At 73.5% G+C, this 25683-nt stretch carries 26 protein-coding genes; 6 read left to right on the top strand and 20 right to left on the bottom strand.

Features of this window, described 5'->3' with window-relative positions; all coding sequences use genetic code 11:
* Positions 1-12: 12 nt before the first annotated feature.
* The 7 genes from hydA to HHL19_RS14895 all read right to left on the bottom strand — a co-directional run bounded on the left by hydA (position 13) and on the right by HHL19_RS14895 (position 7235).
* Positions 13-1416: a dihydropyrimidinase gene (hydA, locus tag HHL19_RS14925; RefSeq protein ID WP_169089616.1), complete on the bottom strand. Its 1404-nt coding sequence runs from the start codon at positions 1414-1416 to the stop codon at positions 13-15.
* A gap of 19 nt (positions 1417-1435) precedes the next feature.
* Complete coding sequence (locus HHL19_RS14920) at positions 1436-2716, bottom strand: aspartate aminotransferase family protein (protein ID WP_169089614.1); 1281 nt, start codon at positions 2714-2716, stop codon at positions 1436-1438.
* Complete coding sequence (locus HHL19_RS14915; protein ID WP_169089612.1) at positions 2713-3552, bottom strand: nitrilase-related carbon-nitrogen hydrolase; 840 nt, start codon at positions 3550-3552, stop codon at positions 2713-2715. The genes HHL19_RS14920 and HHL19_RS14915 overlap by 4 nt, the downstream gene beginning before the upstream one ends.
* A 200-nt stretch (positions 3553-3752) precedes the next feature.
* Positions 3753-5066, bottom strand: a complete 1314-nt coding sequence (locus tag HHL19_RS14910) for a UL36 very large tegument protein (protein WP_169089610.1) — start codon at positions 5064-5066, stop codon at positions 3753-3755.
* 140 nt (positions 5067-5206) lie between these two features.
* Positions 5207-5602 carry a PPOX class F420-dependent oxidoreductase gene (locus tag HHL19_RS14905; protein WP_169089608.1) on the bottom strand — a complete coding sequence of 132 codons (396 nt, stop codon included), beginning with the start codon at positions 5600-5602 and terminating at the stop codon, positions 5207-5209.
* An 11-nt stretch (positions 5603-5613) separates the two neighbouring features.
* Positions 5614-6870 carry an alginate lyase family protein gene (locus HHL19_RS14900; RefSeq protein ID WP_169089606.1) on the bottom strand — a complete coding sequence of 419 codons (1257 nt, stop codon included), beginning with the start codon at positions 6868-6870 and terminating at the stop codon, positions 5614-5616.
* Between the two features lie 41 nt (positions 6871-6911).
* Positions 6912-7235 carry a helix-turn-helix domain-containing protein gene (locus tag HHL19_RS14895; protein ID WP_169090071.1) on the bottom strand — a complete coding sequence of 108 codons (324 nt, stop codon included), beginning with the start codon at positions 7233-7235 and terminating at the stop codon, positions 6912-6914.
* 108 nt (positions 7236-7343) lie between these two features.
* Between HHL19_RS14895 and HHL19_RS14890 the strand changes: the two genes are divergently transcribed.
* Positions 7344-7907 (top strand): NAD(P)H-binding protein, encoded by a 564-nt coding sequence (locus tag HHL19_RS14890; RefSeq protein ID WP_346768347.1) that lies wholly within the window; start codon positions 7344-7346, stop codon positions 7905-7907.
* 95 nt (positions 7908-8002) lie between these two features.
* Here the strand turns inward: HHL19_RS14890 and HHL19_RS14885 are convergent, their stop codons facing one another.
* A complete protein-coding gene (locus HHL19_RS14885) occupies positions 8003-8302 on the bottom strand; it encodes a hypothetical protein (RefSeq protein WP_169089604.1) in 300 nt (99 codons plus the stop codon).
* A 169-nt stretch (positions 8303-8471) separates the two neighbouring features.
* Positions 8472-8723: a helix-turn-helix transcriptional regulator gene (locus HHL19_RS14880; RefSeq protein ID WP_169089603.1), complete on the bottom strand. Its 252-nt coding sequence runs from the start codon at positions 8721-8723 to the stop codon at positions 8472-8474.
* Between the two features lie 51 nt (positions 8724-8774).
* Between HHL19_RS14880 and map the strand changes: the two genes are divergently transcribed.
* Complete coding sequence (gene map / locus HHL19_RS14875; protein ID WP_169089601.1) at positions 8775-9542, top strand: type I methionyl aminopeptidase; 768 nt, start codon at positions 8775-8777, stop codon at positions 9540-9542.
* Positions 9543-9595: 53 nt separating this feature from the next.
* On the top strand, positions 9596-10099 hold the full coding sequence (locus HHL19_RS14870) for a hypothetical protein (protein ID WP_169089599.1): 504 nt from the start codon (positions 9596-9598) through the stop codon (positions 10097-10099).
* Between the two features lie 7 nt (positions 10100-10106).
* On the opposite strand, the gene ggt is transcribed toward HHL19_RS14870, so the two are convergent.
* Complete coding sequence (gene ggt / locus HHL19_RS14865) at positions 10107-11954, bottom strand: gamma-glutamyltransferase (RefSeq protein ID WP_169089597.1); 1848 nt, start codon at positions 11952-11954, stop codon at positions 10107-10109.
* A gap of 115 nt (positions 11955-12069) precedes the next feature.
* On the opposite strand from ggt, the gene HHL19_RS14860 reads away from it, so the two are divergent.
* The gene (locus tag HHL19_RS14860; protein ID WP_169089595.1) at positions 12070-12801 is read left to right on the top strand and encodes a hypothetical protein; all 732 of its coding nucleotides are present in this window, start codon (positions 12070-12072) and stop codon (positions 12799-12801) included.
* Here the strand turns inward: HHL19_RS14860 and HHL19_RS14855 are convergent.
* Entirely contained in the window at positions 12767-14008 is a 1242-nt protein-coding gene (locus tag HHL19_RS14855; protein ID WP_346768345.1) for a cytochrome P450, read from the bottom strand. The two genes, HHL19_RS14860 and HHL19_RS14855, sit on opposite strands and share 35 nt — an antisense overlap.
* Positions 14009-14133: 125 nt before the next feature.
* Here HHL19_RS14855 and HHL19_RS14850 point away from each other — a divergent pair, with 125 nt between their 5' ends.
* Together HHL19_RS14850 and HHL19_RS14845 are read left to right on the top strand one after the other, a co-directional pair.
* Complete coding sequence (locus HHL19_RS14850) at positions 14134-15375, top strand: hypothetical protein (protein WP_169089591.1); 1242 nt, start codon at positions 14134-14136, stop codon at positions 15373-15375.
* A gap of 567 nt (positions 15376-15942) precedes the next feature.
* Complete coding sequence (locus HHL19_RS14845) at positions 15943-17472, top strand: alpha/beta fold hydrolase (RefSeq protein WP_169090068.1); 1530 nt, start codon at positions 15943-15945, stop codon at positions 17470-17472.
* A gap of 52 nt (positions 17473-17524) precedes the next feature.
* Here the strand turns inward: HHL19_RS14845 and HHL19_RS14840 are convergent, their stop codons facing one another.
* The 9 genes from HHL19_RS14840 to HHL19_RS14800 all read right to left on the bottom strand — a co-directional run bounded on the left by HHL19_RS14840 (position 17525) and on the right by HHL19_RS14800 (position 25639).
* A complete protein-coding gene (locus HHL19_RS14840; RefSeq protein ID WP_169089589.1) occupies positions 17525-18391 on the bottom strand; it encodes an amino acid ABC transporter permease in 867 nt (288 codons plus the stop codon).
* Entirely contained in the window at positions 18388-19032 is a 645-nt protein-coding gene (locus tag HHL19_RS14835) for an amino acid ABC transporter permease (protein WP_169089587.1), read from the bottom strand. The genes HHL19_RS14840 and HHL19_RS14835 overlap by 4 nt, the downstream gene beginning before the upstream one ends.
* A gap of 31 nt (positions 19033-19063) precedes the next feature.
* Entirely contained in the window at positions 19064-19993 is a 930-nt protein-coding gene (locus HHL19_RS14830) for a glutamate ABC transporter substrate-binding protein (protein WP_169089585.1), read from the bottom strand.
* A 14-nt stretch (positions 19994-20007) separates the two neighbouring features.
* Positions 20008-20751, bottom strand: coding sequence for an amino acid ABC transporter ATP-binding protein (locus HHL19_RS14825; RefSeq protein ID WP_169089583.1), 744 nt, complete (start codon positions 20749-20751; stop codon positions 20008-20010).
* Positions 20752-20934: 183 nt separating this feature from the next.
* Positions 20935-21372, bottom strand: a complete 438-nt coding sequence (locus HHL19_RS14820) for a DUF6278 family protein (protein WP_169089581.1) — start codon at positions 21370-21372, stop codon at positions 20935-20937.
* Positions 21373-21457: 85 nt separating this feature from the next.
* Positions 21458-22237 (bottom strand): exodeoxyribonuclease III, encoded by a 780-nt coding sequence (locus HHL19_RS14815; protein WP_169089579.1) that lies wholly within the window; start codon positions 22235-22237, stop codon positions 21458-21460.
* 45 nt (positions 22238-22282) lie between these two features.
* Positions 22283-22915: an MBL fold metallo-hydrolase gene (locus HHL19_RS14810; RefSeq protein WP_169089577.1), complete on the bottom strand. Its 633-nt coding sequence runs from the start codon at positions 22913-22915 to the stop codon at positions 22283-22285.
* Positions 22916-22959: 44 nt separating this feature from the next.
* Positions 22960-24237, bottom strand: coding sequence for an alpha/beta fold hydrolase (locus HHL19_RS14805; RefSeq protein ID WP_169089575.1), 1278 nt, complete (start codon positions 24235-24237; stop codon positions 22960-22962).
* 352 nt (positions 24238-24589) lie between these two features.
* Entirely contained in the window at positions 24590-25639 is a 1050-nt protein-coding gene (locus HHL19_RS14800; RefSeq protein ID WP_346768344.1) for an LLM class flavin-dependent oxidoreductase, read from the bottom strand.
* Between the last annotated feature and the right edge of the window lie 44 nt (positions 25640-25683).

The following is a 25683-nucleotide window of genomic DNA, read 5'->3' as shown; positions in this document are numbered from 1 at the left end:
TTCGGTGGCCTCCTAGTTCAGGTACTGGCAGGTGGATCGGGGGAGGAAGACGCCGTGGCCGGCGCGGCCGACGTAGGTGCGGTCCTCGATGACCGGGACACCCCGCGAGAGGACGGTCTCGACCCGGCCGGTGACGGTCTTCCCCTCGTACGCCGAGTAGTCGACGTTCATGTGGTGGGTCTCGGCCGAGAGGACCTGGGTGGCGTGCGGGTCGTAGATGACGATGTCCGCGTCCGCGCCGGGCGCGATCGTGCCCTTCTGCGGGTAGAGGCCGAACATGCGGGCCGGGGTCGCGCAGGCGATCTCGATCCAGCGGCGCCGCGAGATGTGCCCGTCGACGACGGCCTGGTGGAGGAGGTCCATGCGGTTCTCCACCCCCGGCAGGCCGTTGGGGATCTTCGAGAAGTCACCGCGTCCCAGCTCCTTCTGCCCCACGAAGCAGAACGGGCAGTGGTCCGTCGACACCACCTGGAGGTCGTTCGTCCGCAGCCCCCGCCACAGCGCCGCCTGGTGCTCCTTCGGGCGAAGCGGGGTGCTGCACACGTACTTGGCGCCCTCGAAGTCCGGCTCCGCCAGGTTGTCCGTCGACAGGAACAGGTACTGCGGGCAGGTCTCGCCGAAGACCGGCAGGCCCTTGTCGCGGGCGGCGGCCAGCTCGGCCACCGCCTCCTCCGCCGACACGTGGACGACGTACAGCGGCGAGCCGGCGACCCGGGCCAGCTGGATCGCCCGGTGCGTCGCCTCCGCCTCCAACAGGGCCTTGCGGACCTCGCCGTGGTAGCGGGGGTCCGTCTCGCCCCGGGCCAGGGCCTGCTCCACCAGGACGTCGATCGCGATGCCGTTCTCCGCGTGCATCATGATCAGCCCGCCGGTCTCGCCGGCCACCTGCATGGCCCGCAGGATCTGGCCGTCGTCCGAGTAGAAGACCCCCGGGTAGGCCATGAAGAGCTTGAAGGAGGTCACGCCCTCCTGGATGAGGAGGGACATCTCCTTCAGGGTGGTCGGGGTGACGTCCGACATGATCATGTGGAAGCCGTAGTCGACGGCGCAGTTGCCGTCGGCCTTGGCGTACCAGGTGTCCAGGCCCTCGCGGAGGCTGTGGCCGACGGTCTGGACGGCGAAGTCGACGAGGGTGGTGGTGCCGCCCCAGGCGGCGGCGCGGGTGCCGGTCTCGAAGGTGTCGGAGGCGAAGGTGCCGCCGAAGGGGAGTTCCATGTGGGTGTGGGCGTCGACGCCGCCCGGGACGACGTAGCGGTCGGTGGCGTCGAGGACGCGGTCGGCGGTCAGGCGGGCCGCCGCGTCGGAGCCGTGGGCGGCGAGCACGGCGACGCGGCCGTCCTCGACGAGGACGTCGGCGTGGAGTTCGTCGGAGGCGGTGACGACGAGGCCGCCCCGGATCAGGGTTCGGGTGCTCACGGGAGTACTCCCCTGCCAACTAGAGGGATCGGAGGGCCTGTTCGAGGATGGCGGCGCCCTCTTCGGCCTCGGCGACGGTGAGGGAGAGCGGGGGTGCGACGCGCAGCGCGCTGGTGCCGTGGCCGCCGCCCTTGCCGATGAGGAGGCCGTTCTCGCGGGCCTTCTCCAGGACGGTGGAGGCGGCCTCGGGGGCGGCGGCGCCGGTGACCGGGTCGGCGAGCTCGATGCCGATCATGAGGCCCCGGCCGCGGACCTCGCGGACGAGGTCGACGCCGGCCGCGGCGGCGCGGAGCCGCTCGATGAGGAGGCCGCCGACGCGGCGGGCGTTGCCCTGGAGGTCGTGGTCGAGGAGGTAGCCGAGGTTGGCGAGCCCGGCGGCCATGGTGACGGGTGAACCGCCGAAGGTGGAGATGGAGTTGGCGTCGAGGCAGTTCATGATCTCGGCGCGGCCGACGACCCCGCCGACGGACATGCCGTTGCCGATGCCCTTGGCGAAGGTGAGGAGGTCGGGCGGGCCGGCCTGGCCGTGCGCCTGCCAGCCCCAGAAGTGTTCGCCGGTGCGGCCCCAGCCGGTCTGCACCTCGTCGGAGATCCAGAGGATGCCGTGGCGGTCGAGGACGCGGCGGAAGGCGGCGTACAGGCCGTCGGGCGGGGAGGTGAAGCCGCCGACGCCCTGGATGGGTTCGGCGATGAGGGCGGCGGTGCGGTGGGTCTGGCCGAGGAGGTCTTCGAGGTCGGCGACGGCGGCCTCGGTGAAGCGTTCGTCGCTGAGGCCGGCGAAGGGTCCGCGGCCGCGGACCGCGCCGTGCACGTAGAGGGTCTGGAGCGGGGAGAGGCCGGTGGGCGACCAGGAGCGGTTGCCGGTGACGCCGACGGTGGAGAAGGAGCGGCCGTGGTAGCTGTTGCGCATCGCCAGGATCTGGTTCGAGCCGCGGTACGCGGTGGCGAGGAGCAGGGCCGTGTCGTTGGCCTCGGTGCCGGAGGTGGTGAAGAAGACGCGGGCGTCGGGGATGCCGGAGAGGGTGGCGATCCGTTCGGCCAGCTCCACCATGGGGCGGTTGAGGTAGAGGGTGGAGGAGTGGACGATCCGGCCGGCCTGTTCGGCGACCGCCTTGGTGACCTCGGGGAGGGCGTGGGCGGTCATGGTGGTGAGGATGCCGCCGAAGAAGTCGAGGTAGCGGCGGCCGTCGGCGTCCCAGACGTGGCGGCCCTCGCCGTGGGTGATCTCGATCGGCTCCTCGTAGTAGAGGGCGAGCCAGTCGGGCAGGACGGAACGGTGGCGGGCGTAGAGGCTGTTCACGGCTGGACCAGCCCGTCGTACGCGTCGGGGCGGCGGTCCCGGTAGAAGGCCCACTGCTGCCGGACCTCCTCGATGAGGCCGAAGTCGAGGTCGCGGACGACGAGTTCCTCCTCCTTGTCGGAGGCGACGTCGCCGACGAAGCGGCCGCGCGGGTCGACGAAGTAGCTGGTGCCGTAGAAGTCGTTGTCGCCGTACTCCTCGACGCCGACGCGGTTGATCGCGGCGACGAAGTACTCGTTGGCGACGGCGGCGGCGGGCTGCTCCAGCTGCCACAGGTAGGAGGAGAGGCCGCGGTGGGTGGCCGAGGGGTTGTAGACCAACTGGGCGCCGTTGAGGCCCAGTTGGCGCCAGCCTTCGGGGAAGTGGCGGTCGTAGCAGATGTAGACGCCGACCTTGCCGACGGCGGTGTCGAAGACCGGCCAGCCGGCGTTCCCCGGGCGGAAGTAGTACTTCTCCCAGAACCCCTTGACCTGGGGGATGTGGTGCTTGCGGTACTTGCCGAGGTAGCTGCCGTCCGCGTCGATGACGGCCGCGGTGTTGTAGTAGAAGCCCTCGGCCTCGACCTCGAAGACCGGGACGACGATCACCATGCCGGTCTCGCGCGCGAGCTCCCGCATCCGCGTGACGGTGGGGCCGTCCGGGACGGGCTCGGCCCAGCGGTAGTGCTCGGGTTCCTGGACCTGGCAGAAGTAGGGGGCGTTGAACACCTCCTGGAAGCCGATCACCCGGGCGCCCTGGCGGGCCGCCTCGCGGGCGTGCTCCTCGTGCTTGGCGATCATGGATTCGGTGTCGCCGGTCCAGGTCGCCTGGACGAGTGCGGCGCGTACGACGGTCATGAGCAGCTCCTTCGGCGCGGCGTCAGAGAGCCTCTACGCCCGTAGACGCGGTGCGTAGGAGGAGAACGTAAGCCCCGTCACACCCCGGAGCAAGACCGCCGCCCGGAAGCAGCGCAGTCGATCATGTTTCATACCGGAGTGGTCCACACCGGACACGTACCGACACGTGCCGACTGCTCCCCGCACGTACGCTTCCGGCCTCAGGGGCCGAGCACGCCGCCCACCCGCAGCGCGTGCCGCAGCGCCCGGTCGTCGGCCGCCGACAGGGCGCGGGCCGCCGCACCGAGCCGGGGCATGAGGAGGGCCGGGTCGACGGCGGCGAGCCGGGCCGCCTCCTCAGGGGTACGGACCCGGATGAAGGCGGTGAGCAGGGCGTGGACCTCGCGTTCACGGGCCTCCGCGACCAGGGCGGCGACGGCCCCGGCGAGCTCCTCGACCGGCCGGGCCATGCCCTGGCGCAGCAGCTGTTCGCAGTCGTCGGCGCGGCCCGCGTCGGCGAGCGCCCCGGCGACGGCGGCCAGCCGGGCGGGCGGCAGCGAGGCGGCCTCCCAGAGCAGGGTGCTCCAGTCGGCGCCGAGGCCGGCCCGGTGCAGCTCCGCGGCGAGCGCGGGCAGCCGGGCGGGCGGTCCGGCGAGCGCCTCGAAGAGCAGCACGTGCGCCTCGCCGGTACGGCCCTGGGCCCGCAGCCGCCGGAGCGCGTGGACGGCGTTGGCGGCGGCGCGGGCGGCCTCCCGTGCCTGGTCCGCCCGGTGCGCCGCGTCCGTCTCGTCCGTGGGGACCGCCTCGGGAGTGGAGGCGTCCGACGCGGCGGTACGGGACCCGGTGCGCCCCCGGAACCGGGCGCCGCGCGGCGGCTCGCCCCCACCGGCGGGCGGCTCGGGCACAGCGACGGGCGCGGGCCCCTCGTCGTCGTCCCCCGTCCCCGTCCAGGCGTACCGGGCGCCGCGCGGCCGCCGCCGCTCCGGCGCGGGAGCCTCGCCCGGCACCGCTTCGCCTCCGGCCGGCGCGGGCGCGGCCCGCAGCCGGTCGAGGCGGTCGAGCCGGTCGAGCCGGTCGGTGAGATCGGCGATCCGGGCGGTGGCGCGGGCGTGGTCGTCGCGGGTCCAGGCGAGGTCGTGGACCAGCCGGTTCGCCTCCTCGGGGCCGGGGGCCGGGTGGGCGCCGAGGTGGCGCTCCAGCTCCTCGATCCGGGCCTCGGCGTGCCGGCGTTCGCGCTCCATCGTGTCGCGGCGGGCCACCAGGGCCTCGGCCCCGCCGGGCGTCCGGTCGTGGGCGCCGGCAGCGGCCTCGTACAGCTCCCGTCCCCTGCCCGGGGCCTCCCCCACGTCCCGGAGCAGGGACTCGACGACGTCCCAGGGCAGCAGTTCAGTGCCATCGAGGCAGGCGCGCAGGCCCTCCGGGTCCCGTTCGGCGAAGACGGCCCACCAGCCGCCGACCTGCTCGGCGCGGGCGGCCAGTCCGTTCAGCCAGCGGGCGAACTCGGCCATCCGGGAGGGAATGTGAGTGACCGTCATCTGTATGCACCTGCCCCGCTCTCGGGAGAAGGGGACCTTCCGGTCCACCGCAGGGCATTGCACCGCAGTCGTGTTACGGGACGGCTACGGTCCGTTTTCCTTTCCGTGCCCAGGGGACCACATCGATCTCCTGCCCGGGGTCACAGGGTGACGACGATCCCGGTGTGGGGGCGCTTGCCGAGCCGGGCGATCGTGGCCGGCCAGTCCACCAGCCAGTACTGGTAGGTGTACTTGCGGGAGAGCAGCTTCCGGACGTGCCTCAGCTCCTCCCCGGAGACCAGCCGGGCGGTGCCGGGGACGCGGACGGCGTCCTCGGGGACGTTGCCGCGCACGTCGCAGCGGACCAGCTCGACCCGGGGGTCGTTGCGGAGGCGCTTGACCTTCCAGGAGTCGGTGCGGGTCCACACGTACACCCGCTCGCCCTCGACGGCGTACCAGACCGGGGTGGCGACCCCGGTCCCGTCCTTGCGGAAGGTGGTGAGGCTGAGGTAGCGGGCGCGCCGCAGTTCCTCGGGGATTCGTCGCTCGGTCGTCATGACCGGGGAGCCTATGCCGGGGTGGGGTTGCGGGCGTGCGTCAGGGTCTCCCAGGCGACGAAGAGGTCGTCGGTGCCGCCGGGCCGCTGGCTGGCGGCGAGCCGGGCGGTCTGCGGCAGCCGCATCCCCATGCGGCCTTCGAGGTGGTTGAGGGCGACCTCGACGTCGGGGCCCATGGTGCGCTCGACCTTGCCGCCGCAGAGCCAGCGCGGGGCGGTGGCGCCGAGCTGGTAGCGGGCGTGGAACTCCAGCGCGGCGGCGATCCGCGGGGCCTCCTCGCGGTAGAGGTCGACGCCCTGGTGCCAGGCGGTCTCGGCGATGTGGGCGGTGGCGGCCAGCGAGTAGCCGATGTGCATGAAGTTGCGGCAGGTCTCCTGGCCGAGGCCGTCGCGGTAGGTGCGCTGGCCGAACCAGTAGCCGGCCAGTTCGTCGGGGGTGTCGATGGTGCCGCCGGGCGGCGGCTTGGGCAGGGCGCCGTCGGAGGCGAGGTAGAAGTAGGCGGGCACGCGGGCGCGGTAGCGGCGTACGGACTGCTCGAAGAGCCGGCGGTCCTCCAGGAAGACGGCCATGCCGATGGCGGCGTCGGTCATCACCAGCTCCCAGTTCCCGTTGTAGTCGGGCACCTTGGAGGTGACGGCGGGGAGGTACGCCTTGCGCAGCATCCACTTGAAGCGCTGCACGGCGGCGGCGTCCCAGGCGGGGTAGCCGGCGTGCACGATGTCGGCGGCGCGCGCCCAGGAGGAGCCGGACCAGGCGGTCTGGAGGTCGGCGTCGTCGCGGGTGTGCTCCTTCACGGTCCGCGCCCAGGCGTCCATGATCTCGACCGCCTTGGCGGCGTGCGCCCGCTTCCCCGACACGGACCACATGAGGGCGTGGGTGTACGCGGCGAGGGCGTCCGCGCGTTCGGCGACGCAGGCGTCGGTGCCGGCGTTGGAGGCGCAGGCGACGGTCTCGGCCGGGTGCGGTACGTAGTCGAGGGCGGCGTACGCGGAGGAGCTCATCGCCCGGTAGGCGGAGGTCCACGGTTCGTCGCCGGCCGCCACGTGGCGCCGGACGGCGGCGAGCTGGGCGCCGCCGACGAGGACGCCCGGGTGGCGGAACCGCTCCGGGGCCGCGCCGCTCGGCGGGTCCTGCGTCCGTACGCCCGCGGAGTCGGCGCCGCAGGCCGCCGCGGCGAGGAGCAGCAGCGGGACGAGGGCGGCGGCGAGCGTCCGGAGGCGCCGGGGCGTACGGCGGGGCGGGCGGGTTCGGCGGGGCTGAGGAGGCACGGCACCACGGTGGGGCCCCGTCCGGGCGCCCGCATCCGCTGTTACGCCACCGGGCTGTCCCGCGCGTACACGGCCCGGGCGTACGCGGCCCGGGCGTCGCCGATCTCGGCGCCGTGGGCGCGGGCCCAGGCGCAGGCGGTGTCCAGCGGGCCGAGGAGGGAGCGGCCGAGCGGGGTGAAGGCGTACTCGACGCGCGGCGGGTTCTCCTCGTACGCGCTCCGGGTGAGGAAGCGGCGGGCGGCGCCGTCCTCCAGGCAGCGCAGCACCACGCCGGTCCACTTGTCGCCGACGCGGAAGGGCTGGACGGCCCCGTCGGCGCAGTCGGGGTCGTCGAACCGGACGGGGATCGGGGGCCGTTCGCTCATGGGGCCGACGGTAGCGGCGCCGGTTCCTTTGAAGATCGTCGTGTTCGGCGCGCCGGCGGGCGGATCGGCCGCGCGGCCGTGGCGGAGGCGACGGCCCGGGGGCACCGAGTGACGGCGGTGGTACGCGACCCGGCGCGCCACCCCGGCCTGGAGACGCCGGGAGTGACCGTCGTACGCGGCGACGTGACGGACCCGGAGTCGGTGGCCGCGCTCGCCGCCGGGCACGACGCGGCCCCGCACGCCTCGGTCCGTCTCGACGTGCCGTCGGAGGAGCACTTCACCGCGACGGCGAAGGCGCTGCCCGCCGGGCTCCCGGCGGCGGGGGTGGGCCGGCTCCTCACCCTGGGGATCGCCACCACCCTGGAGGACGCGTCCGGCGTCCGGCCGATGGAAGCGCCGGGCTTCCCGGCGGAGTGGCGGGCCTTCGCCCGGGGGCACGTGGTGGAGTTCGAGCTGCTCACGGCCGGGGCCGGGCCGGAGCTCGACTGGCTGATGGTGGTGCCGCCGCTGAACCTGGACGCGGAGGCGGAGCCCACGGGCGGGTACCGGACGGCGGTCGGCACGGTCGTCGACGGCCCCGGCCGGATCGCCCACGCCGACCTGGCGCTCGCCCTGCTCGACGAGATCGGGACGCCCCGGCACAGCCGCGTCCAGCCGGCGGTCCCGGCGTGAGGACCGGCGGTCCGGGCCGGAGGGGCGGGCCGGAGGGGCGGGCCGGAGGGGCGGGCCGGAGGGGCGGGCCGGAGGGGCGGGCCGGAGGGGCGGGGTCAGGCTCGGCCGCTGAGCCGGCTCAGGCCCTCGGCGAGCTCCTCCGGGTTCATGACCGGCGAGTAGTGGACCTTGGCGCCGAGCCTCATGAAGAACGGCTCGGAGATGGCCGGCAGGTCGGTGAGGTCGGTGAGGTCGAAGAAGAAGTAGCCGGTGCGACAGCCGTGTTCGACCGTAAAGAAGGCGGCCTCGGGGTGGATCCGCGCGATCGTCTCCTGCATGAGCCCCGGGATGCTGCCCTGCCTGATGGCCTCGTTGGAGGCCGCGGTGTCCATCTCGACCTTCAGCAGCATGCGCATGGCACAGCTCCGATCCCGGCCGGGCGGGGGCTCCGTGCGGTACGCCCTCGGTCCACCCGGACGTACTCCCTTCCAGCGTCCTCCCCCGGCGGGAGGGGGGCCACCCGGCGGCGGCCCGAGGGGGAGGCCCAGGCGGGCAAGGCTCAGGCGGGCGGGACTCAGGCGGGGCTCAGGCGGGCAGCGGCGCGCTGCGGACCAGGACGTCGTCCAGTGACAGGTCGAGGACGCCGGCGAGGGCCGCGACGGTGAAGAAGGCCGGGGTGGGGGCGCGGCCGGTCTCGATCTTGCGGAGCGTCTCGGCGGAGAGGCCGGCCGCCGCGGCGATCTCCACCATCGACCGCTCGCCGCGAGCCTCGCGCAGCAGCCGCCCGAGCCGCTCGCCGCGCTCGCGCTCTTCCGGGGTGAGGGGGGTGCGCACCATGCCCCCACCATACCCGCCCGCCCCCATTTTTATACCGGTATAGTAATGGGAATGGTAGAGATCAAGACCGACGAGAACATGGACGCGATGCGCGAGGCGGGCCGCGTGGTGGCCCGCGCCCTGGCGGCCGCGCGGCAGACGGCGGCGCCCGGGGTGCCCGCCACGGAGCTGGACCGGGCGGCCCGGGAGGTCCTCGCGGAGGCCGGTGCCGGCTCGCCCTTCCTGGGCTACCGGCCGGACTGGGCGCCGACGCCCTTCCCGGCCGTCGTCTGCGTCTCCGTCAACGACGCGATCGTGCACGGCGTCCCGGACGGCACCCGGCTCGCCGACGGCGACCTGGTGTCGGTGGACTGCGGGGCGCTGCTGGGCGGCTGGGCGGGGGACGCGGCGGTGAGCTTCACCGTCGGCCGCGCCCGCGCCGAGGACGCCCGGCTGATCGGGGCGGCCGAGGAGGCCTTGGCGGCCGGTGTCGCGGCGGCCGTGGTCGGCAACAGGATCGGGGACGTGGCGCACGCCATCGGCACGGTGTGCCGGAAGGCCGGGTACGGCATCCCGGACGGCTTCGGCGGACACGGCATCGGCCGCGCGATGCACGAGGACCCGGGCGTGCCGAACGAGGGGCGGCCCGGGCGCGGGATGAAGCTGCGCCACGGCATGGTCCTGGCGATCGAGCCGATGCTCATCGGGGGCGGCGGCGACGGGCACTACACGGCGCGGGACGGCTGGACGATCCGTACCCTCGACGGCTCCCGCGCCGCCCACGCCGAGCACACCGTCGCCGTCACGGACGCGGGGCCGCGCGTGCTCACGGCCCTGTAGGCGCCGAGCAGGCGCCCCAGGGCGTTGTCGGAGGCCGTTCGTAGACTCGCCGCATGACGGAGAGAGCGGAGCGGGACACCCTCGGGGCGGAGGCGCTCGCCGCCCTGGGCGAGCGGTTCGGCACGGCCGTGGCCCTGGAAGCGGCGGAGGTTCCGACGTTGGTCTGGACGGACGGGCCGACGGTCGCCGAGGCCGAGGAGGCGGCCCGGGCGGTGGCGCCGGAGGCGGCCGCCCGGGCGGCGTTCCGGCGCGAGCTGTCGGAGACGTCCGTCGCGCTCGGGGCGCTCCGTCTGGCGGTGGCGCCGAGCACACTGCACTGCGGGCTGCCGGTGCCCGTGTCGCCGTCCGCCGTCGCGCGGCTGTGGCGGGACACGCCGCTCCCCGCGCCCGCCACGGCGCGCGAGGAGCGGCTCGTCCACGCCCTCCTGTACGAGGTGCACGACGACCACCGGGCCAACGCCGTCACCCCGCAGCAGATCTGCGACGGCCTCATGGTCCGGGGCGTCGCCGCGCTGGCGCGCCGGATGGGCCTGGAGGCCACGGACGGCGACGCCTGACGCGGCGTCACTTGTCCGGGCGGACCACCATCGCCGAGCCGCCGCCCCTGCGGACGGTCTCCGCGGCGGCGAGCCAGCGTCCGCCGGGGAGGCGCTGGACGCCGGTCGCGGCGCCGATCTCCGGGTTCTGCCGGAAGCCGTGCCCGAGCGCTTCGAGCCGGGACCTCACGGGGCTGTTCCAGAGGGCGGGTTCGAGTTCGGTCGTCGCCTGGTTGCGCTGGCTGGCGCGCGGGGCGGCGATGGCGTCGACGAGCGGCAGGCCCCGGTCGACGACGCCGGTCAGGGTCTGCAGGACGGTGGTGATGATGGTGGCGCCGCCGGGCGAGCCGAGGGCGAGGACCGGGCGGTCGTGCCGGTCGAGGACGATCGTCGGCGAGATCGAGGAGCGGGGGCGCTTGCCGGGGCCGGGCAGGTTGGGGTCGTGCACGGCGGGGTTCGCCGGGACGAAGGAGAAGTCGGTCAGCTCGTTGTTGAGCAGGAAGCCGCGCCCGGGGACGGTGATGCCGCTGCCGCCGGTCGACTCGATGGTGAGGGTGTAGGCGACGACGTTCCCCCACCGGTCGGCGACCGTGAGGTGGGTGGTGTTCTCGCCCTCGTACGTCGTCGGGGCCGCCGTCCCGCCGGGCGCGCACGGCACCGGGTTCCGGGGGTCGCCGGGCGCGAGCGGGCTGGTGAGCGCGGCGTCGTCGCGGATCAGGCAGGCCCGGGAGTCGGCGTACCGCTGCGAGAGCAGGCCCCGGACGGGCACGGACTCGAAGGCCGGGTCGCCGACCCAGCGGCCCCGGTCGGCGAAGGCGATCCGGCTCGCCTCGATGAAGCGGTGGAGGTAGCCCTCCTCGGGGGCGGCGGAGAGGTCCGTGGTCTCCAGGATGTTGAGGGCCTCGCCGACGGTCGTGCCGCCGGACGAGGACGGGGCCATGCCGTAGACGTCGAGGCCCCGGTAGGTGACCTTGGTGGGCGCGCGCCGGACGGTCCGGTAGGCGGCGAGGTCCCGCTCCGTCAGGTCGCCGGAGCGGACCACGCGCGCCGCGCCCTCGCGGACCGGAGGGGTGCGGACGGTCCGCACGATGTCGCGGGCGAGCGGGCCCCGGTACAGGGCGCCGACGCCCTGCTCGGCGAGGGTGGCGTACGTACGGGCCAGGTCGGGGTTCCGGGCGACCGAGCCGACCTCGGGCAGCCGGCCGCCGGGCAGGAAGAGGGCGGCGGAGGCCGGGAAGTCGCGGAAGCGGGCCTCGTTGGCGGCGGTCTGGGCGCGGTAGGTGGCGTCGACCGTGAAGCCCTCGCGGGCCAGCCGCTCGGCGGGGGCGAGGAGTTCGCCCAGCGGCTTGCTGCCCCAGGCGTCGAGGGCGGCCGCCCAGGTGGCGGGGGTGCCGGGGGTGCCGACGGAACGCCCGCTGGTCATCGCCTCGTCGAAGGGCAGCGGGGCGCCGTTCTCGGTGAAGAGGCCGCTGTCGGCGGAGGCCGGCGCGGTCTCGCGGCCGTCGACGGTGGAGACCGTACGGCTCCTGGCGTCGTAGTGGACGAGGAAGCCGCCTCCGCCGATGCCGGCCGAGTAGGGCTCGGTGACGCCCAGGGCGGCGGCGACGGCGACGGCCGCGTCGACGGCGTTGCCGCCCCGGCGGAGGATCTCGATGCCGGCGGCGCTGGCGTCGGCGTCCACACTGGCGACGGCGCCGCCGTGCCCGACGGCCACCGGCACCTTGTCGGGTGCGAGCGGCGCGACGGGGGTGGTCGCCAGGGCCGGTGCGGCCGGTGGGGTCTGTGGGGCGGTACGGGGTGGGGCCGCGGCCCCCACCGAGAGCACCGTCGCGGCAGCCGCCGCGAGCACCCCGTACCGGACCGTGGAGCGACGCATCCTGACCTCCCGTCAATGACCGTCCACGCAGGGTAACTTCTGTCGGCCCGGCCGTCAGGACCGCCTCCCCGCCCCCTCTCGAACGGTCACCCGGCCGCCGCTAGCATGCGCCCCTATGGACGAGGACCTGCGCAACATCGTGCTCGGCGTGCTGGCGACCGGGCTCAGCGCCTCGCTGGGCTGGCTGACCCGGACGTACGTGTGGCGTCGGCGGCTCCGTCGCAAGCAGGCGTTCTTCGGCCTGCCCGGCCACGCGGAGTGTCTGCTCGTGGTGAACCGCGAGGCGGGCGGGGAAGGGGCGGTGCACCGCTTCGACGTCTTCGCGCTGCTCGAACTCGCCGCCCTGGTGAAGGACTGCGGGGCGCAGGCGCAGATCGTCCAGCACGACCGGACACATCTGGGCTTCGGCGACCGCACGGAGTTCTGCGTCGGCGGGCCGGGGTCGAACAGACGCATGCAGGCGCATCTCGGATCCCTGCTGCCCGGGCTGTCCATGAACACCGAGCCGGACCCGGTGGAGGAGCGGGGCGCGATCGAGGTCGGCGGCGAGCGGTACCGGATGGACCCGGGGGCCGTCGAGTACGTCGTGCTGGCCCGGATCACGGCGGGCGAGGGCGGGCGGCCGGTCTTCCTCTTCTGCGGGCAGCGGGCGATCACCAACCAGGCGGCGACCCGCTATCTGGCCCGCCACCACGAACGGCTCGCCCGCACCCATCGCGGCGGCTCCTTCGTCCTGCTGCTGCGGGTGGTCAACTCGCAGGCGTACGGCCCCGATGTGGTCGAGCTGGTGGCCGACGTGACACGGGCGGCGCTCAGGGCACCCGCGGTCGCACCGGCAGCGACTTGATCCCGTTGATGAAGTTCGAGACGAGCCGCCGGGGCGGACCGGCGAGCTCGAAGCCGCCGCAGACTTCCATCGACTCCTCGTAGAAGACCCGGAGTTGAAGTCGGGCGAAGTGCGCGCCGAGGCAGACGTGCGGGCCGTCGCCGAAGGAGACGTGGGGGTTGGGGCGGCGGCCGAGGTCCAGCCGGTGCGGGTCGGGGAAGACGCGTTCGTCGTGGTTGGCGGAGCCGTGGAAGACGACGACCTTGTCGCCCTCGGCGATCCGGACCCCGGCGAGTTCGGTGGTGCGGGCGGCGGTGCGGCGGAAGGAGAGCACCGGCGGGTGGACGCGCAGGAGTTCGTCGACGGCGGTGTCCATGCCGACCTCGCCCCGCCGGAGCCGCCGCTGTTCGCCGGGGTCTCCGGCGAGGGCGAGCACGCCTCCCGGGGCGGCGGACCGCACGGTGTCGTTGCCGGCGACGGTGAGGAGGAAGAAGAACATCTCCAGTTCGGCGTCGTCGAGTTCGGTGGTGGCGAGGGCGGTCATCAGGTCGTCGGCGGGGTGTGCGCGCTTGTGGGCGGCGAGGTCCTGCGCGTACGCGAACATCTCGGCGAGCATGGCCGGTGACCGGGGGTTGACGGGCTTGCCGTCGGCGTCGAGGACGGCGGGCTCGTCGGGGTCCTGGTAGGCGATGACCCGCTCGGTCCAGGCGTGCAGCAGGCCCCGGTCGCTTGCGGGCACGCCGAGCAGGTCGGTGAGGTTGAGCAGCGCGTAGTCGTCGGTGACGGCCCGGACGAGGTCGACCTCGCCGCCCGTCTCCCGGGCCGCCGTCAGCAGCTCCCGGGCCCGGGCGCGGGCGGTCGCCTCGAATCGCGCGATCCGCCCCGGGGTGAAGGCGCGACTGGCGAGCCGCCTCAACCTGCCGTGTTCCGGCGGGTCCTGATTGAGCATCATGCGGCGGATGAACGGCAGATCGGCGGGGTCGGGATCGCGGATCTGGGTGGCGCCGAACCAGGAGGAGTACGTCCCCGCGTCCTTGAGGACCCGGACGACGTCGGCGTGCCGGGTCACCGCCCAGAAGCCGGGCCCGGCCGGCCAGCCGAGCACCGACCGCTCCTCCTGCCAGGCGACCGGCGCCCGGTCGCGCAGCTCGCGGAAGGCGTCGTGCGGGGGCCCGGCGGCGTGGACGCGGGGGTCGAAGACATCGGGGAGGTCCGTCGGCTGCTTCACGGCTCCAGCCTGGAGCAGGGGTGAAGACGTGTCCATCATGACAGGTCAGAGCCGCTTTTCGTAGGACGGAACGCACAGTTCGCGCGCCTTGTCCGGGCTGTCGGCGGACGCCCAGAATCTCCGCCATGACGCATCGGGGTGGAGCGGGGGACGCAGGGGTCGTGGACGCGGACAAGGTGATGAGGGCGCGGGTGTTCCTGCTGGGGTCGGGGCGGCTGGACCAACGTCAGGAACTGGAGGCGTACCGGGTACTGGCCCCGGTCAGCCCGGCCGTCTACGCACCGAAGCTGGTGCGGCGGCTCGACTGGACGCGGGCGACGACGCCGGAGCGGCGCGAGGAACTGGCCGTGGAGGGGGTCGCGGCGGCGCGTCTGCTCGACCCCGCCCATCCGCAGCGGACGGAGGTCCTGTGCCGGGCACTCGGCCGGTACGGCTCGGAACTGCTCCGGCAGGGTCGGCGGGCCGAGGCACTCGCGTTCTGCCGGGAGTCGGCGGCGGTGGGCCGGGAGGGGTACGAGCGGGGCCAGGTGGATCATCCCCGGTACGGGGCGGGCCAGCTGATCACGGTGCTGTCCGAGGAGGGCCGGTACGCGGATGCGCTGGAGGCGTCGAACGAGGAGGCGGAGGACGACTTCTGGGCGGCGGTACGGGGGTCGGCGCTGCGGGAGGCGGCGGGCCGGAGCGCGGAGGCGGTGGCGGCGTTCGGGAGGTTCCTGGCGGAGGAGCGGACGGCGGCGGCCGAGGGGCGCACGGCCCTGGCGATCCTGGTGTGGTCCCTGCTGCGGCAGGCGGAGGTGCTCGACCGGGCGGGGCGGGGCGGCGAGGCCGGGGAGCACCGCCGGGAAGCGGGCGAGGCGCTGGCCCGGCTGGCGGCCGACGGGGAACCCGTCTCCTGGAGCAACATCCAGAACTGGTGGGTGACGCTGTTCCTGCTGTCGGGCCGCCCCGACGAGCCGCCCGCCGCGCCCGGGGCTCTCGGCCCGCCCTTCGGCGAGGACGCGCGGCACTGGTCGCCCGACACCCAGGAGGCGTTCGCGGCGTCGACGGAGTCCTTGGAGGCGGAGAAGGCGGCCCTGACAGCCCGAACGGCGACGGATCCGGCCCGGTGGCTGCCGGAGCTGCTGACCGCACACCGGCGGCTGACGCTCCGCGCGGCCCTGCGCGTCACGCACCGCACCCACCGCATCCTCGACCCGCTGCGCCCGCTCCTCGACGAGGGGGGGGCCCTGGCCCGCCGCCTCTCCCCGACGGCAGAGGCCCGTGCCCTGACCGACCGCTCGACGATGCTCCTCGCAGCACACGCGTACGAAGAGGCACACAAGGACTTCACGACGGCGGAGACCCTACGAGCGGCGACACCCCGGTAGCCGCCCGACCCCCGGCCACGGGCCGACCGGGAGCGGCCCGGCACAGGCCGACCGGGAGCGGCCCGGCACAGGCCGACCGGGAGCGGCCCGGCACAGGCCGACCGGGAGCGGCCCGGCACAGGCCGACCGGGAGCGGCCCGGCACAGGCCGACCGGGAGCGGCCCGTGGCGCCACGGCGCCTCCGGGCCTTGGTGCGCCGGAGCGCGTCCGCTCGTGGCGGGCCCTGGGGGCCTGACGTGGTCGCGCGGTGCGTCGTAGGAGGGCGCGGGGTCGTCGTGCGGCTGGGTCGGAGGCGGGGCCCCGGGGCGTCCGGAGCGGACTCGCTCGGCGGCGGAGGGGGAGCCGGGGTTCGGGGCGTGCGGCAGTGGCGGGGCCTCGGTCCTGAGGCGGGTGTGGGCGTCCCGGTCGCGCCGCCCCGCAATCGTTACCCGCACGTAACTTACCGACCGGTTACCATGGGTAGCACGCTGCGGTTACCGTCGGGCCACCTTGCCGACCACCCATCGGCGACCCCCCATCGAGGAGTGGCCCGTGCGTACACCCCTGGCCCTCGCCGTGTCGGCCGTGATGTTGGCCGGGACGGCCCTGTCGCTCTCCCCCGTCGCGCATGCCGCCGAGTCGTCCGGCGCCGACGGGACGTCGATCCGGTTCGTGGACATCGCCGGGGACGGCGGCACCGTGCTCAAGGCGAACGTGGTCACGCCCGCCGGGGCGGACGGCTCCGCGCGCTTCCCGGTCGTCGTGCTGCCCACCAGCTGGGCCATGCCCCAGGTCGAGTACCTGGCGCAGGCGCAGAAGCTCGCCGACTCCGGTTACGTCGTGGTGAGTTACAACTCCCGCGGCTTCTGGCAGTCCGGCGGGGAGATCGAGACCGCGGGGCCGAAGGACGTCGCCGACGCGTCGAGGGTGATCGACTGGGCGCTCGCCCACACCCCCGCCGATCCCGCCAAGGTCGGTATGGCCGGGGTGAGTTACGGGGCCGGCATCAGCCTCCTCGCCGCCGCGCACGATGCGCGGATCAAGGCCGTCGCCGCGCTCAGCGGGTGGGCCGATCTCATCGAGTCGATCTACAGCGGCCGCACCCAGCACCTCCAGGCCGCCGCCCTGCTCGGCGGGGCCGGGTATCTCACCGGTCGTCCGGGGCCCGAACTGGAGAAGATCCTCGGCGACTTCCTCTCCTCGAACCTGGACCAGGAGGACGAGATGATCGCCTGGGGGCGGCAGCGGTCCGCCGCCACCTACCTGGACCGGATCAACGCCAACGGCGCCGCGATCATGCTCGGCAACGCCTGGGGCGACACAATCTTCCCGCCCAACCAGTACGCGAGCTTCTACGAGAAGCTCCAGGGACCGAAGCGGCTCGAATTCCGGCCCGGGGACCATGCCACCGCCGAGGCCACCGGCATCCTCGGGCTTCCCAACGACACCTGGACCAGCGCCCACCGCTGGTTCGACCGCTACCTCAAGGGCGCCGACAACGGCATCGACCGCGAGCAGCCCGTCCAGCTCAAGCCCCGGTCCGACGGCGGGTACGAGGGGTACGCCGACTGGAAGTCCGTCAACGCGCACCGCGAGCGAATCGCGCTGGACGACTCCGAGCACGTCTGGGCCAACGTGAACTCCGGTGCCGACGGCGGCATCGTGCTGCTCAGCAACCTCCTCGACCAGCTGGCGCAGACCCCGCCCACCGTCTCCGTGCCCCTCCTCCCCCGCTCCTTCGCCGCCGTCTGGCAGTCCGGGCGGTACGGCTCCGGCGCGGCGGTGCGCGGCACGCCGGTGCTGCACACCACGGTCACCCCGACCGCGTCGAGCGGCACCTTCGTCGCGTACCTCTACGACGTGGGCCCGCTGGGCTTCGGGAAGCTGGTGTCCAACGCCCCGTACACCTTCCACGACAGGACGCCGGGCCGGCCGTTCGCCGTGGACCTGGAGCTGTTCTCCACGGCCTACGACGTCCCGGCCGGCCATCGCCTCGCGGTGGTCGTCGACACCGTCGACCCGCTGTACATCGAGCACAACCCGGCCGGCGCGCAGCTGACCTTCTCCTCCCCCGCGTCCGACCCCTCGTATCTGTCGGTGCCGCTGCGGGAGCAGTGATCACGGCTGCTGCCGGGCCGGCTTCAGGCCCCTGCGGGGGCCCGTACGGGGGTCACTCGCGGCCCGGCAGCGTGGTCACCGGTGCGGCGGGAGCGACGTCCACCCCCTTCGTGCGGGGGTCACGGCGCTCCCGTCGCGCGACCCAGGTCGCGAACCAGGAGAGCAGCATGCACATGCCGATGTAGATCGGCGAGATGACGAGGACGACCGGGATGAAGGGCAGGTCGTAGTCGAGGTTGGAGGCGATCAGCTTGCCCGCCTGGAGGAACTCCTCGTAGGTGATGAGATAGCCGAGCGAGGTGTCCTTGAGGGCGACCACCAGCTGGCTGATGATGGCCGGCAGCATCGCCCGGACCGCCTGCGGGACCAGGACCCAGGTCATGACCTGGGTCTTGCGCATGCCGAGCGCGTACGCGGCCTCGCCCTGCCCGCGCGGCACGGCGTGCACGCCGGTGCGGAAGACCTCGGCGAGCACCGAGCCGTTGTAGAGGGTGAGTCCGGCGACGAGCGCGGGCAGCGGCTGCACCTTGAGCGCCACGAAGATGAAGAAGATCATCACGAGGACGGGCATGGCGCGGAAGAACTCCACGAGCAGGGTGGCGATCCAGCGCACCGGCCGGTGGTCGGAGAGCCGCCCGGTGGCGAGGACCGCGCCGAGCGCCAGGGAGAGGGCGGCGGCGAGCGCGAAGGCCTTGAGGGTGTTGCCGAGCCCTTCGAGCAGCAGCTCCTGGATGCCCTCGTAGAGGAAGGGCCGCCACTTCACGGCGGTGAACTGCCCGGTGTCGAAGAGGAGATAGAGGATCCAGGCGGCGAGGCCGAGGATCACGACGGTGGAGGCGAGGCCGTAGAGGAGGTGCCGGCGGCGGGCCTGCGGGCCGGGGAGGTCGTAGAGGGCGCTGGCCTGCTGTGTGCGGCTCATCGGGCCACCCCCCAGCGCTTCTCCATCACGTTGAAGACCGCGCTGATGGAGAGGGTGATGATCAGGTAGCCGACGGCGATCCAGACGAAGGTCCAGATGATGTTGTAGCCGAGTTCGCTCAAGGTCTTGTAGGTGCCCAGGAGTTCGGTGACGCTGAAGGCGCCGGCGATGGCGGAGTTCTTGGCGAGGGCGATCAGGGTGGAGCCGATCGGCGGGATCACCGAGCGGAAGGCCTGCGGCAGGACGACCGCGCCGAGGGTCTGGGTGAAGCTCATGCCGAGGCTGCGGGCCGCCTCGCCCTGCCCGACGGGGACGGTGTTGATGCCGGAGCGCAGCGCCTCGCAGATGAAGGCGGAGGTGTAGCAGCCCAGCGCGAGGACCGCGAACAGCTCGAAGGGCAGGACCAGTCCGAAGCGGGGCAGGCCCAGCATCACCGCGAAGAAGAGCAGGGTGAGCGGGGTGTTGCGCAGGATGGTGACCCAGACGGTGCCGAAGACCCGGAAGGAGCCGACGGGCGCGACCCGGAAGGCCGCCATGACGAAGCCCAGGACGAGGGCGAGCGCCGAGGCGTAGAGGGTGAGTTCGAGGGTGCCGAGGAAACCCTCGCCGTAGAGCGAGAAGTTCTCTGTCAGTACGTCCATGTCTGCACGTCCATGTCAGCGGTGGGGGTCCTCAGTCGGTCGGGTAGCGGTCGATGGGCGGCGGTGTCGGGGCCGGTACGCCGGAGAGGCCGAGGGTCGCGTCGTACGCCTTCCTCCAGTCGCCGTTCTTCTCGTGCGCGGCGATCGCGTCGTCGAGGGCGAAGCGGAGCGCGGTGTCGCCGCGCGGCACCCCGATCCCGTACGGCTCCTTCGAGAACGGCTTTCCGGCGAGCTCGAGTTCGTCGGGGACCTTGGCGGCGTAGCCCATGAGGATGGTGTCGTCGGTGGTGACGGCGTCGACCTGGTAGGTGAGGAGGTTGTCGACGCAGATGGAGTACGTGTCGTAGGCGACGAGTTCGGCCTTCGGGTACTCCCGCTGGATGCGCTGGTAGGGGGTGGAGCCGGCGGCCGAGCAGACGCGCTTGCCGTCGAGGTCCTGCGGTCCGTGGATGTCGTCCTCGTCGGTGCGGACGAGGAGGGACTGGCCGGCCTCGTAGTAGGGGCCGGCGAAGCCGACGAGCTCCTTGCGCTTGTCGTTGATGGTGTAGGTGCCGACGTAGTAGTCGATCTGGCCGTTCTGCAGGGCGGTCTCGCGGTTGGCGGAGGCGATGGTGCGGTACTCGACGCCGGTGGCCGGGTCGAAGCCGAGGGAGGCGGCCATCATCTTGGCGATCTCGATGTCGAAGCCGGAGTAGCGGCCGGTGGCGGGGTCCTTCTCGCCGAGGTACGGCTGGTCCTCCTTGGCGCCGACGATCAGCCGGCCGCGTTTGCGCGCCCGGTTCCAGGTGGAGGATTCCGGCAGCCGGAAGCCGGACTGGACCCGGTAGGAGGGGAGTTGGTCGGGCTGCGGGCCCTTCACGGGCGGGCTGCCGGGCCGGCCGCAGCCGGCCAGCAGGGAGCCCGCGGCGGCGAGCAGCAGGGCGAGGGCGAGGGCGCCCGGGCGTCGGTGCGTACGCGGCATGGTTCCCACCCCGGTCAGTGCGAGAGGATCTTGGAGAGGAAGTCCTTGGCGCGCTCGCTGCGCGGGGCGGTGAAGAACTCCTCGGGGGCGCGGTCCTCCAGGATCCGCCCGTCGGCCATGAAGACGACCCGGTTGGCGGCGGAGCGGGCGAAGCCCATCTCGTGGGTGACGACGACCATGGTCATGCCCTCGTGCGCGAGTTGCCGCATGACTTCGAGGACCTCGTTGATCATCTCCGGGTCGAGGGCGGAGGTCGGCTCGTCGAAGAGGAGCGCCTTGGGGTCCATGGCGAGGGCCCGGGCGATGGCGACGCGCTGCTGCTGGCCGCCGGAGAGCTGGGCCGGGTACTTCTCGGCGTGGGCGGCGAGGCCGACGCGGTCGAGGAGCGCGCGGGAGCGGCGGTCGGCCTCCTCCTTCCTGCGCCGGCGGACCTTGATCTGCGCCAGCGAGACGTTGGCGAGGACGGTCTTGTGGGCGAAGAGGTTGAAGGACTGGAAGACCATGCCGACCTCGGCGCGCAGCCGGGCGAGGTCCTTGCCCTCCTCGGGGAGGGGGCGGCCGTCGATGCGGATCTCGCCGGACTCGACGGTCTCCAGGCGGTTCATCGCCCGGCAGAGGGTGGATTTGCCGGAGCCCGAGGGGCCGATGACGACGACGACCTCGCCGCGGCCGACGGTGAGGTCGATGCCCTGGAGGACGTGCAGCGTGCCGTAGTGCTTGTTGACGCCACGCAGTTCGATCAGCGGATCGACGGTCATGCGCTGCCCTGCCCCATTCCTCAGCGGTGTGCCGACGCGGTGTCCGGTGCCGTGTCCGGTGCGGTGTGCTCGATGCGGTGTGCTCGATGCGGTGGGTCGAGCCAGCGCAAACTATCCGCCGGGAAAAGGGACTTCACGCCCGACACGCCCGAAAGGGGCGAGCCGGGATTAGCCGTATTTACGTCACTGCTCGGAGGCTTCGGCGTACACCTGGGAGAGCTCGGGCGCGCCGGTCATCGCCCACTCCACGCCGTACTCGACGACGGGGATCTCGCGTCCGGACTCCAGGACGACGACCGGACCGCCGTTCGGCCACACCTGCCAGTGGGCCCCCGGCACGGTCCGCACGATGACGGTGCCGAGGTAGAGCCCCGCGTCGTTGCCGAACCACGGCAGTTCCTCGGGGTCGTCGCGCCAGCGCGGCGGGAGCTGGTCCAGCGCCTCCAGCGAGCGCGGACTGTCGTCGAGTGCGACGCCCGCCGCCTCCACCCGGGCGCGGAGCAGCTCGCACTCGGCGAGCAGCTCCGCCACGCCCTCGGGGTCCCGGTCGTACGCCGCGGCCAGCGGGGACGGCTCGGGTTCGTGCCGCTTGCGCCAGTGGTCGAGAAACGGGATGTTCATCGGAACAGCGTCGCACCGTCACCTGCCGGACCACCACCCGGCACGCGAAGACCGTCGGGAGCGACGACCGGCGGGGCGGTCCGGGTCAGAGGTCGAGGTCGACGACGACCGGGGCGTGGTCGGAGGCGCCCTTGCCCTTGCGCTCCTCGCGGTCCACGTAGCTGTCCTTCACGGCCTCGGCGAAGGGCTTGTTGCCGTACACGAGGTCGATGCGCATGCCGTTGTTCTTGGGGAAGGCGAGCTGGCGGTAGTCCCAGTACGTGTACGGGTGGTCGTACTTGAGGGGGCGCGGGACGACGTCGGCGAGGCCGGTCTCGCGCAGGCCGGCGAGGGCGGCGCGCTCGGGCTCGGTGACGTGGGTGGCGCCCTCGAAGAGGGAGATGTCCCAGACGTCGGTGTCGGTCGGCGCGATGTTGTAGTCGCCGAGCACGGCGAAGGGGCGCCCGCCGGCCGCGTCCTCGGCGACGGCCGCCTTCAGCGCCTCCAGCCAGCGCAGCTTGTACGCGTAGTGCTCGTGGGCGACCTCCCGGCCGTTCGGCACGTAGACCGACCAGACGCGGACCGGGCCGCAGGTGGCGGAGATGGCGCGGGGCTCCTGGGCTCCGTCGTACCCGGGGCCGCCGGGCAGGCCGGTGACCACGTCCTCGAAGCCGACGCGGGAGAGCAGGGCCACGCCGTTCCACCGTCCGGTGGCGTTGACCACCGACTCGTAGCCCAGCTCCTTCAGCGCCTCGGCGGGGAACTGCTCGGCGGTGCACTTGGTCTCCTGGATGCACAGCACGTCGGTGCCGCTGCTCTCCAGCCAGGCCAGCAGCCGGGGCAGCCGGGCGGTGATCGAATTGACGTTCCAGGTGGCGATGCGCATGACGCCCACCCTACTGGCGGGCACCGACAACGGCCCGGAGCCGGCTCAGAGCCCGACGGAGGCGCCGGAGGCGAGCCGCTGGTGGTCGGTGCCGGCGAGCGCGCCGATCTGCCGGTCGTAGATCGGCCGGGCCAGGTCGGTGAGGAGCGCGTCGTGGATGTCGTACGCCCGGCGCGGCTTCACCTCGCGGACGTAGTCGATGACCTCGGAGATCTTGTTCCACGGCGCCATCACCGGCAGCAGCAGGGTGTCCACCGGGCGGCCGGGGACGGTGAGGGCGTCGCCGGGGTGGAAGACGGCGCCGTCGACGAGGAAGCCCACGTTGGTGATGCGCGGGATGTCCGGATGGATCACGGCGTGCAGCTCGCCGTGGACCTCGACGTCGAAGCCGGCGGCGGTGAAGGTGTCGCCGTCGCCGACGGTGTGGACCCGGCCGGGATAGGCGGCGGCCAGCCGCTCGGCGACGCTGCGCAGGGTCCAGAGCTCGGTGTCGGGGCGCGCGTCCAGGGCGGCGCGCAGCCGGCCCTCGTCGAAGTGGTCCGGGTGCTCGTGGGTGACGAGGAGGGCGTCCGCGCCGAGCACGGCGTCCTCCTCCGTGAACATCCCGGGGTCGAGGACGAGCGTCCGCCCGTCCTTCTCCAGCCGGACGCAGGCGTGGGACTTCTTCGTCAGCTTCACGGCCACACCCTACGCCGGGCGTGCGGGCCCGGCTCGGGGTGTCGCTACGCGGGCGGCGTGGTCTCCTCGGTGATGACGCGGCCGACGGTGGCGAGGGCGGTCTCGGCGGCGGGGAGGCCGCAGTAGACGGCGGTGTGGAGCACGATCTCGCGGATCTCGGCGGGCGAGAGGCCGTTGCGGAGGGCGGCGCGGGTGTGGTCGGCGAGCGCCTCGCGGTGTCCGCCGGCGACGAGGGCCGTGAGGGTGACGACGCTGCGGGTGCGCCGGTCGAGTCCTTCCCTGGCCCAGACCTCGCCCCAGGCGTAGCGGGTGACGAGCTCCTGGAAGTCGGCGGCGTCCTCGTCGGCGAGCGCCCGGTCGACGTGGGCGTCGCCGAGGATCTCGCGGCGCAGCCCGAGCCCCTTCTCGTACGGGTCGGGCCGGCCGGCCGGGGTCGCCTCGCCGTCCTCGGGGGCCTCCGGGGCGGGCGCGGGCGCGGGCTCGGCGGAGGCGGGGGCGGGGGCCGGGACGGGCGGCGGTACGGCGAGGGTGCCGCTGGTGTCGTGGGGGGTCCCGGCGAAGTGCTCCAGGAGCAGGTCGGTGACGGCGGCCGGCTGTTCGACGGGGGCGAGGTGGGAGGCGCCCGGCACGACGGCGAGCTTGGCGTCGGCGATGCCGGCGACGAGGGTGCGGGCCTCGGCGGGGCCGGTGACCCGGTCCTCGGAGCCGACGAGGACGAGCGCGGGCACCCCGATGGAGCCGAGGGCGGCGCGGACGTCGAAGACGGCGAGGGCCTCGCAGGCGGCGACGTAGCAGGCGGCGTCGGTGGTCCGCACCATCTGGACGGCCCAGTCGACGATGGCGGGCTGGTTGGCGGCGAAGTGCGGGGTGAACCACTGCTCGGGCGCGGTGCGGGCCATCGGCTCCAGGCCGTTCGTGCGGACCACGACCCCGCGCTGGCGGAACTCGTCGGCGGTGCCGAAGCGGGGCGCGGTGGCGACCAGGGCCAGCGAGGCGACCCGGTGCGGGGCGCGCAGGGCGAGGTCGAGTCCGACGGCGCCGCCGAGGGAGCAGCCGGCGTAGCCGAAGCGCTGGATCCCGAGGGTGTCGAGGGTGGCGAGGACACGGTCGCCGAGCTCCGCGACGGAGGTGAAGGGCAGGGCGGGCGCGCCGCCGTGTCCGGGGAGGTCGAATCGGACCACCCGGCGGTCCCGGATCAGCTCCGGGATCTGGCGGTCCCACATGTGGAAGGTGGTGCCCAACGAGGGGCCCAGGACCAGGACGGGCGCGTCCTCGGGCCCGTCGACTCGGTATTGCAGGGACTGCGGTGGTGTCTCGCTCACCCGTCAGACCCTCTCATCCGTCATGGGACGACACATCGCCGGGGTGAGCGCCGCGGGCCTTCTGCCGCCCGTGGGCCCGGCGGCGGGGGCCCCGCGCCGCCGGGTCGTGTCCCTCCGTGGCCGCCGTCCACGGAGGGCGCTCTGCCGGACGTGCCGGGCGGCGACGCGTACTGTCCGCGGGTGCGGCGGCCGGCCGCGGCCAGGGGCGGAACCCCGGCCCCGGCCCGAAGCCGTCCTCCGCGCCTCCTCGGCCGGCGAGCGGACGCCGGTACGGGCCGCGGCCCTGCATCGCCCTCGCCCGAACGGCCCCTCGCCACAGCACCGAAGCCGCGGCCCGGAAGCGACGCGTGTATCAGCGGTTCCCTCGCCCGGCGCGTTCGTGCTCGCGCAGCAGCGGCAGGACGCGGGTGTAGAAGATCCGCATCTCGTCACGGGTCGGCCAGCCGGAGAAGATGAACTCGCTGATCCCGGCCGCCTTGTACTCGTACAGATACGCCGCGACTTCCTCGTAGCTGCCCACCACGCAGAGGGCCGGCCCCCCGCGATAGGCCACGGCGCCGGAGAACAGCATGGGTGAGATCCAGTCGGCTTCCGCGGTCTCGGCCAGCCGGAAGGAGGTCTTCACCGCCACGGAATCGGAGGAGGACACCGCGGCCGCGATCATTTCCCGCTGCTTCTCGTCGGGCTCGCCCATCAGTGCGGCGAGATCCGCCAGCGCTTCGGCGCGGGTCTCTCTCGCCAGCACGTGCATACGGGTCCCCACACGGCCGCCCTGCGCCAGGACGGGCTTCGCCGCCGCGGCCATTCCTTCGGGGGTGTCGCCGTACCGGAGCCAGCAGTCGCCGTGTTCCACGGCGGTCTGCTGTGCCACGTCGGACGCCCCGCTGATGTAGATCTCCGGGCGGCTTCCGCCCTTGTACCCCAGGCCGATCTGCGCGTCCTCGATGCGGTAGTGCTCGCCCTTGTAGGACAGTGGCTTCTCGCCGCGCCAGAATCGGTGAAGGATGTCGAGGAACTCGTTGGAGCGCGCGTAGCGGTCGTCGTGCGCGAGGAAGTCTCCGTAATACGCCTGTTCGGCCGGGGAGGTGCCGGCGACCAGGTTCAGGGATATCCGCCCGTCCGACATCCACGAGACCGTGTTGATCACCTGGGTGAAGAGCGTCGGTGAGATCAGTCCGGGACGATAGGCGAGGAGGAACTTGACGCGCCGGGTCTCGCGGACCAGAGCGCCGAGCACCGGAAGCGGATCAGGCATGTGGGACCCGATCCCCATGAGGAGCGAGTCGACACCCAGGGAGTCCGCCTCCTGCGCGAAGTCGACGACCGCGTCGAAGTCGAACTGGCCGGTCTGGTACTTCCCGGACGCCTTCTGCTGCCCGCTGAGCGGTGAGTTCCAGTGCACTCTCAGCTCGTTCGAGTCCGGCTGCTGTTGGCTTGACAAGCTGG

It is taken from the genome of Streptomyces sp. R302, from assembly GCF_012927245.1.
In the GTDB taxonomy this organism is placed as follows: domain Bacteria; phylum Actinomycetota; class Actinomycetes; order Streptomycetales; family Streptomycetaceae; genus Streptomyces.
The sequence above is the reverse complement of the archived record's forward strand: the minus strand, read 5'-3'. Positions and strand labels throughout refer to the sequence as shown.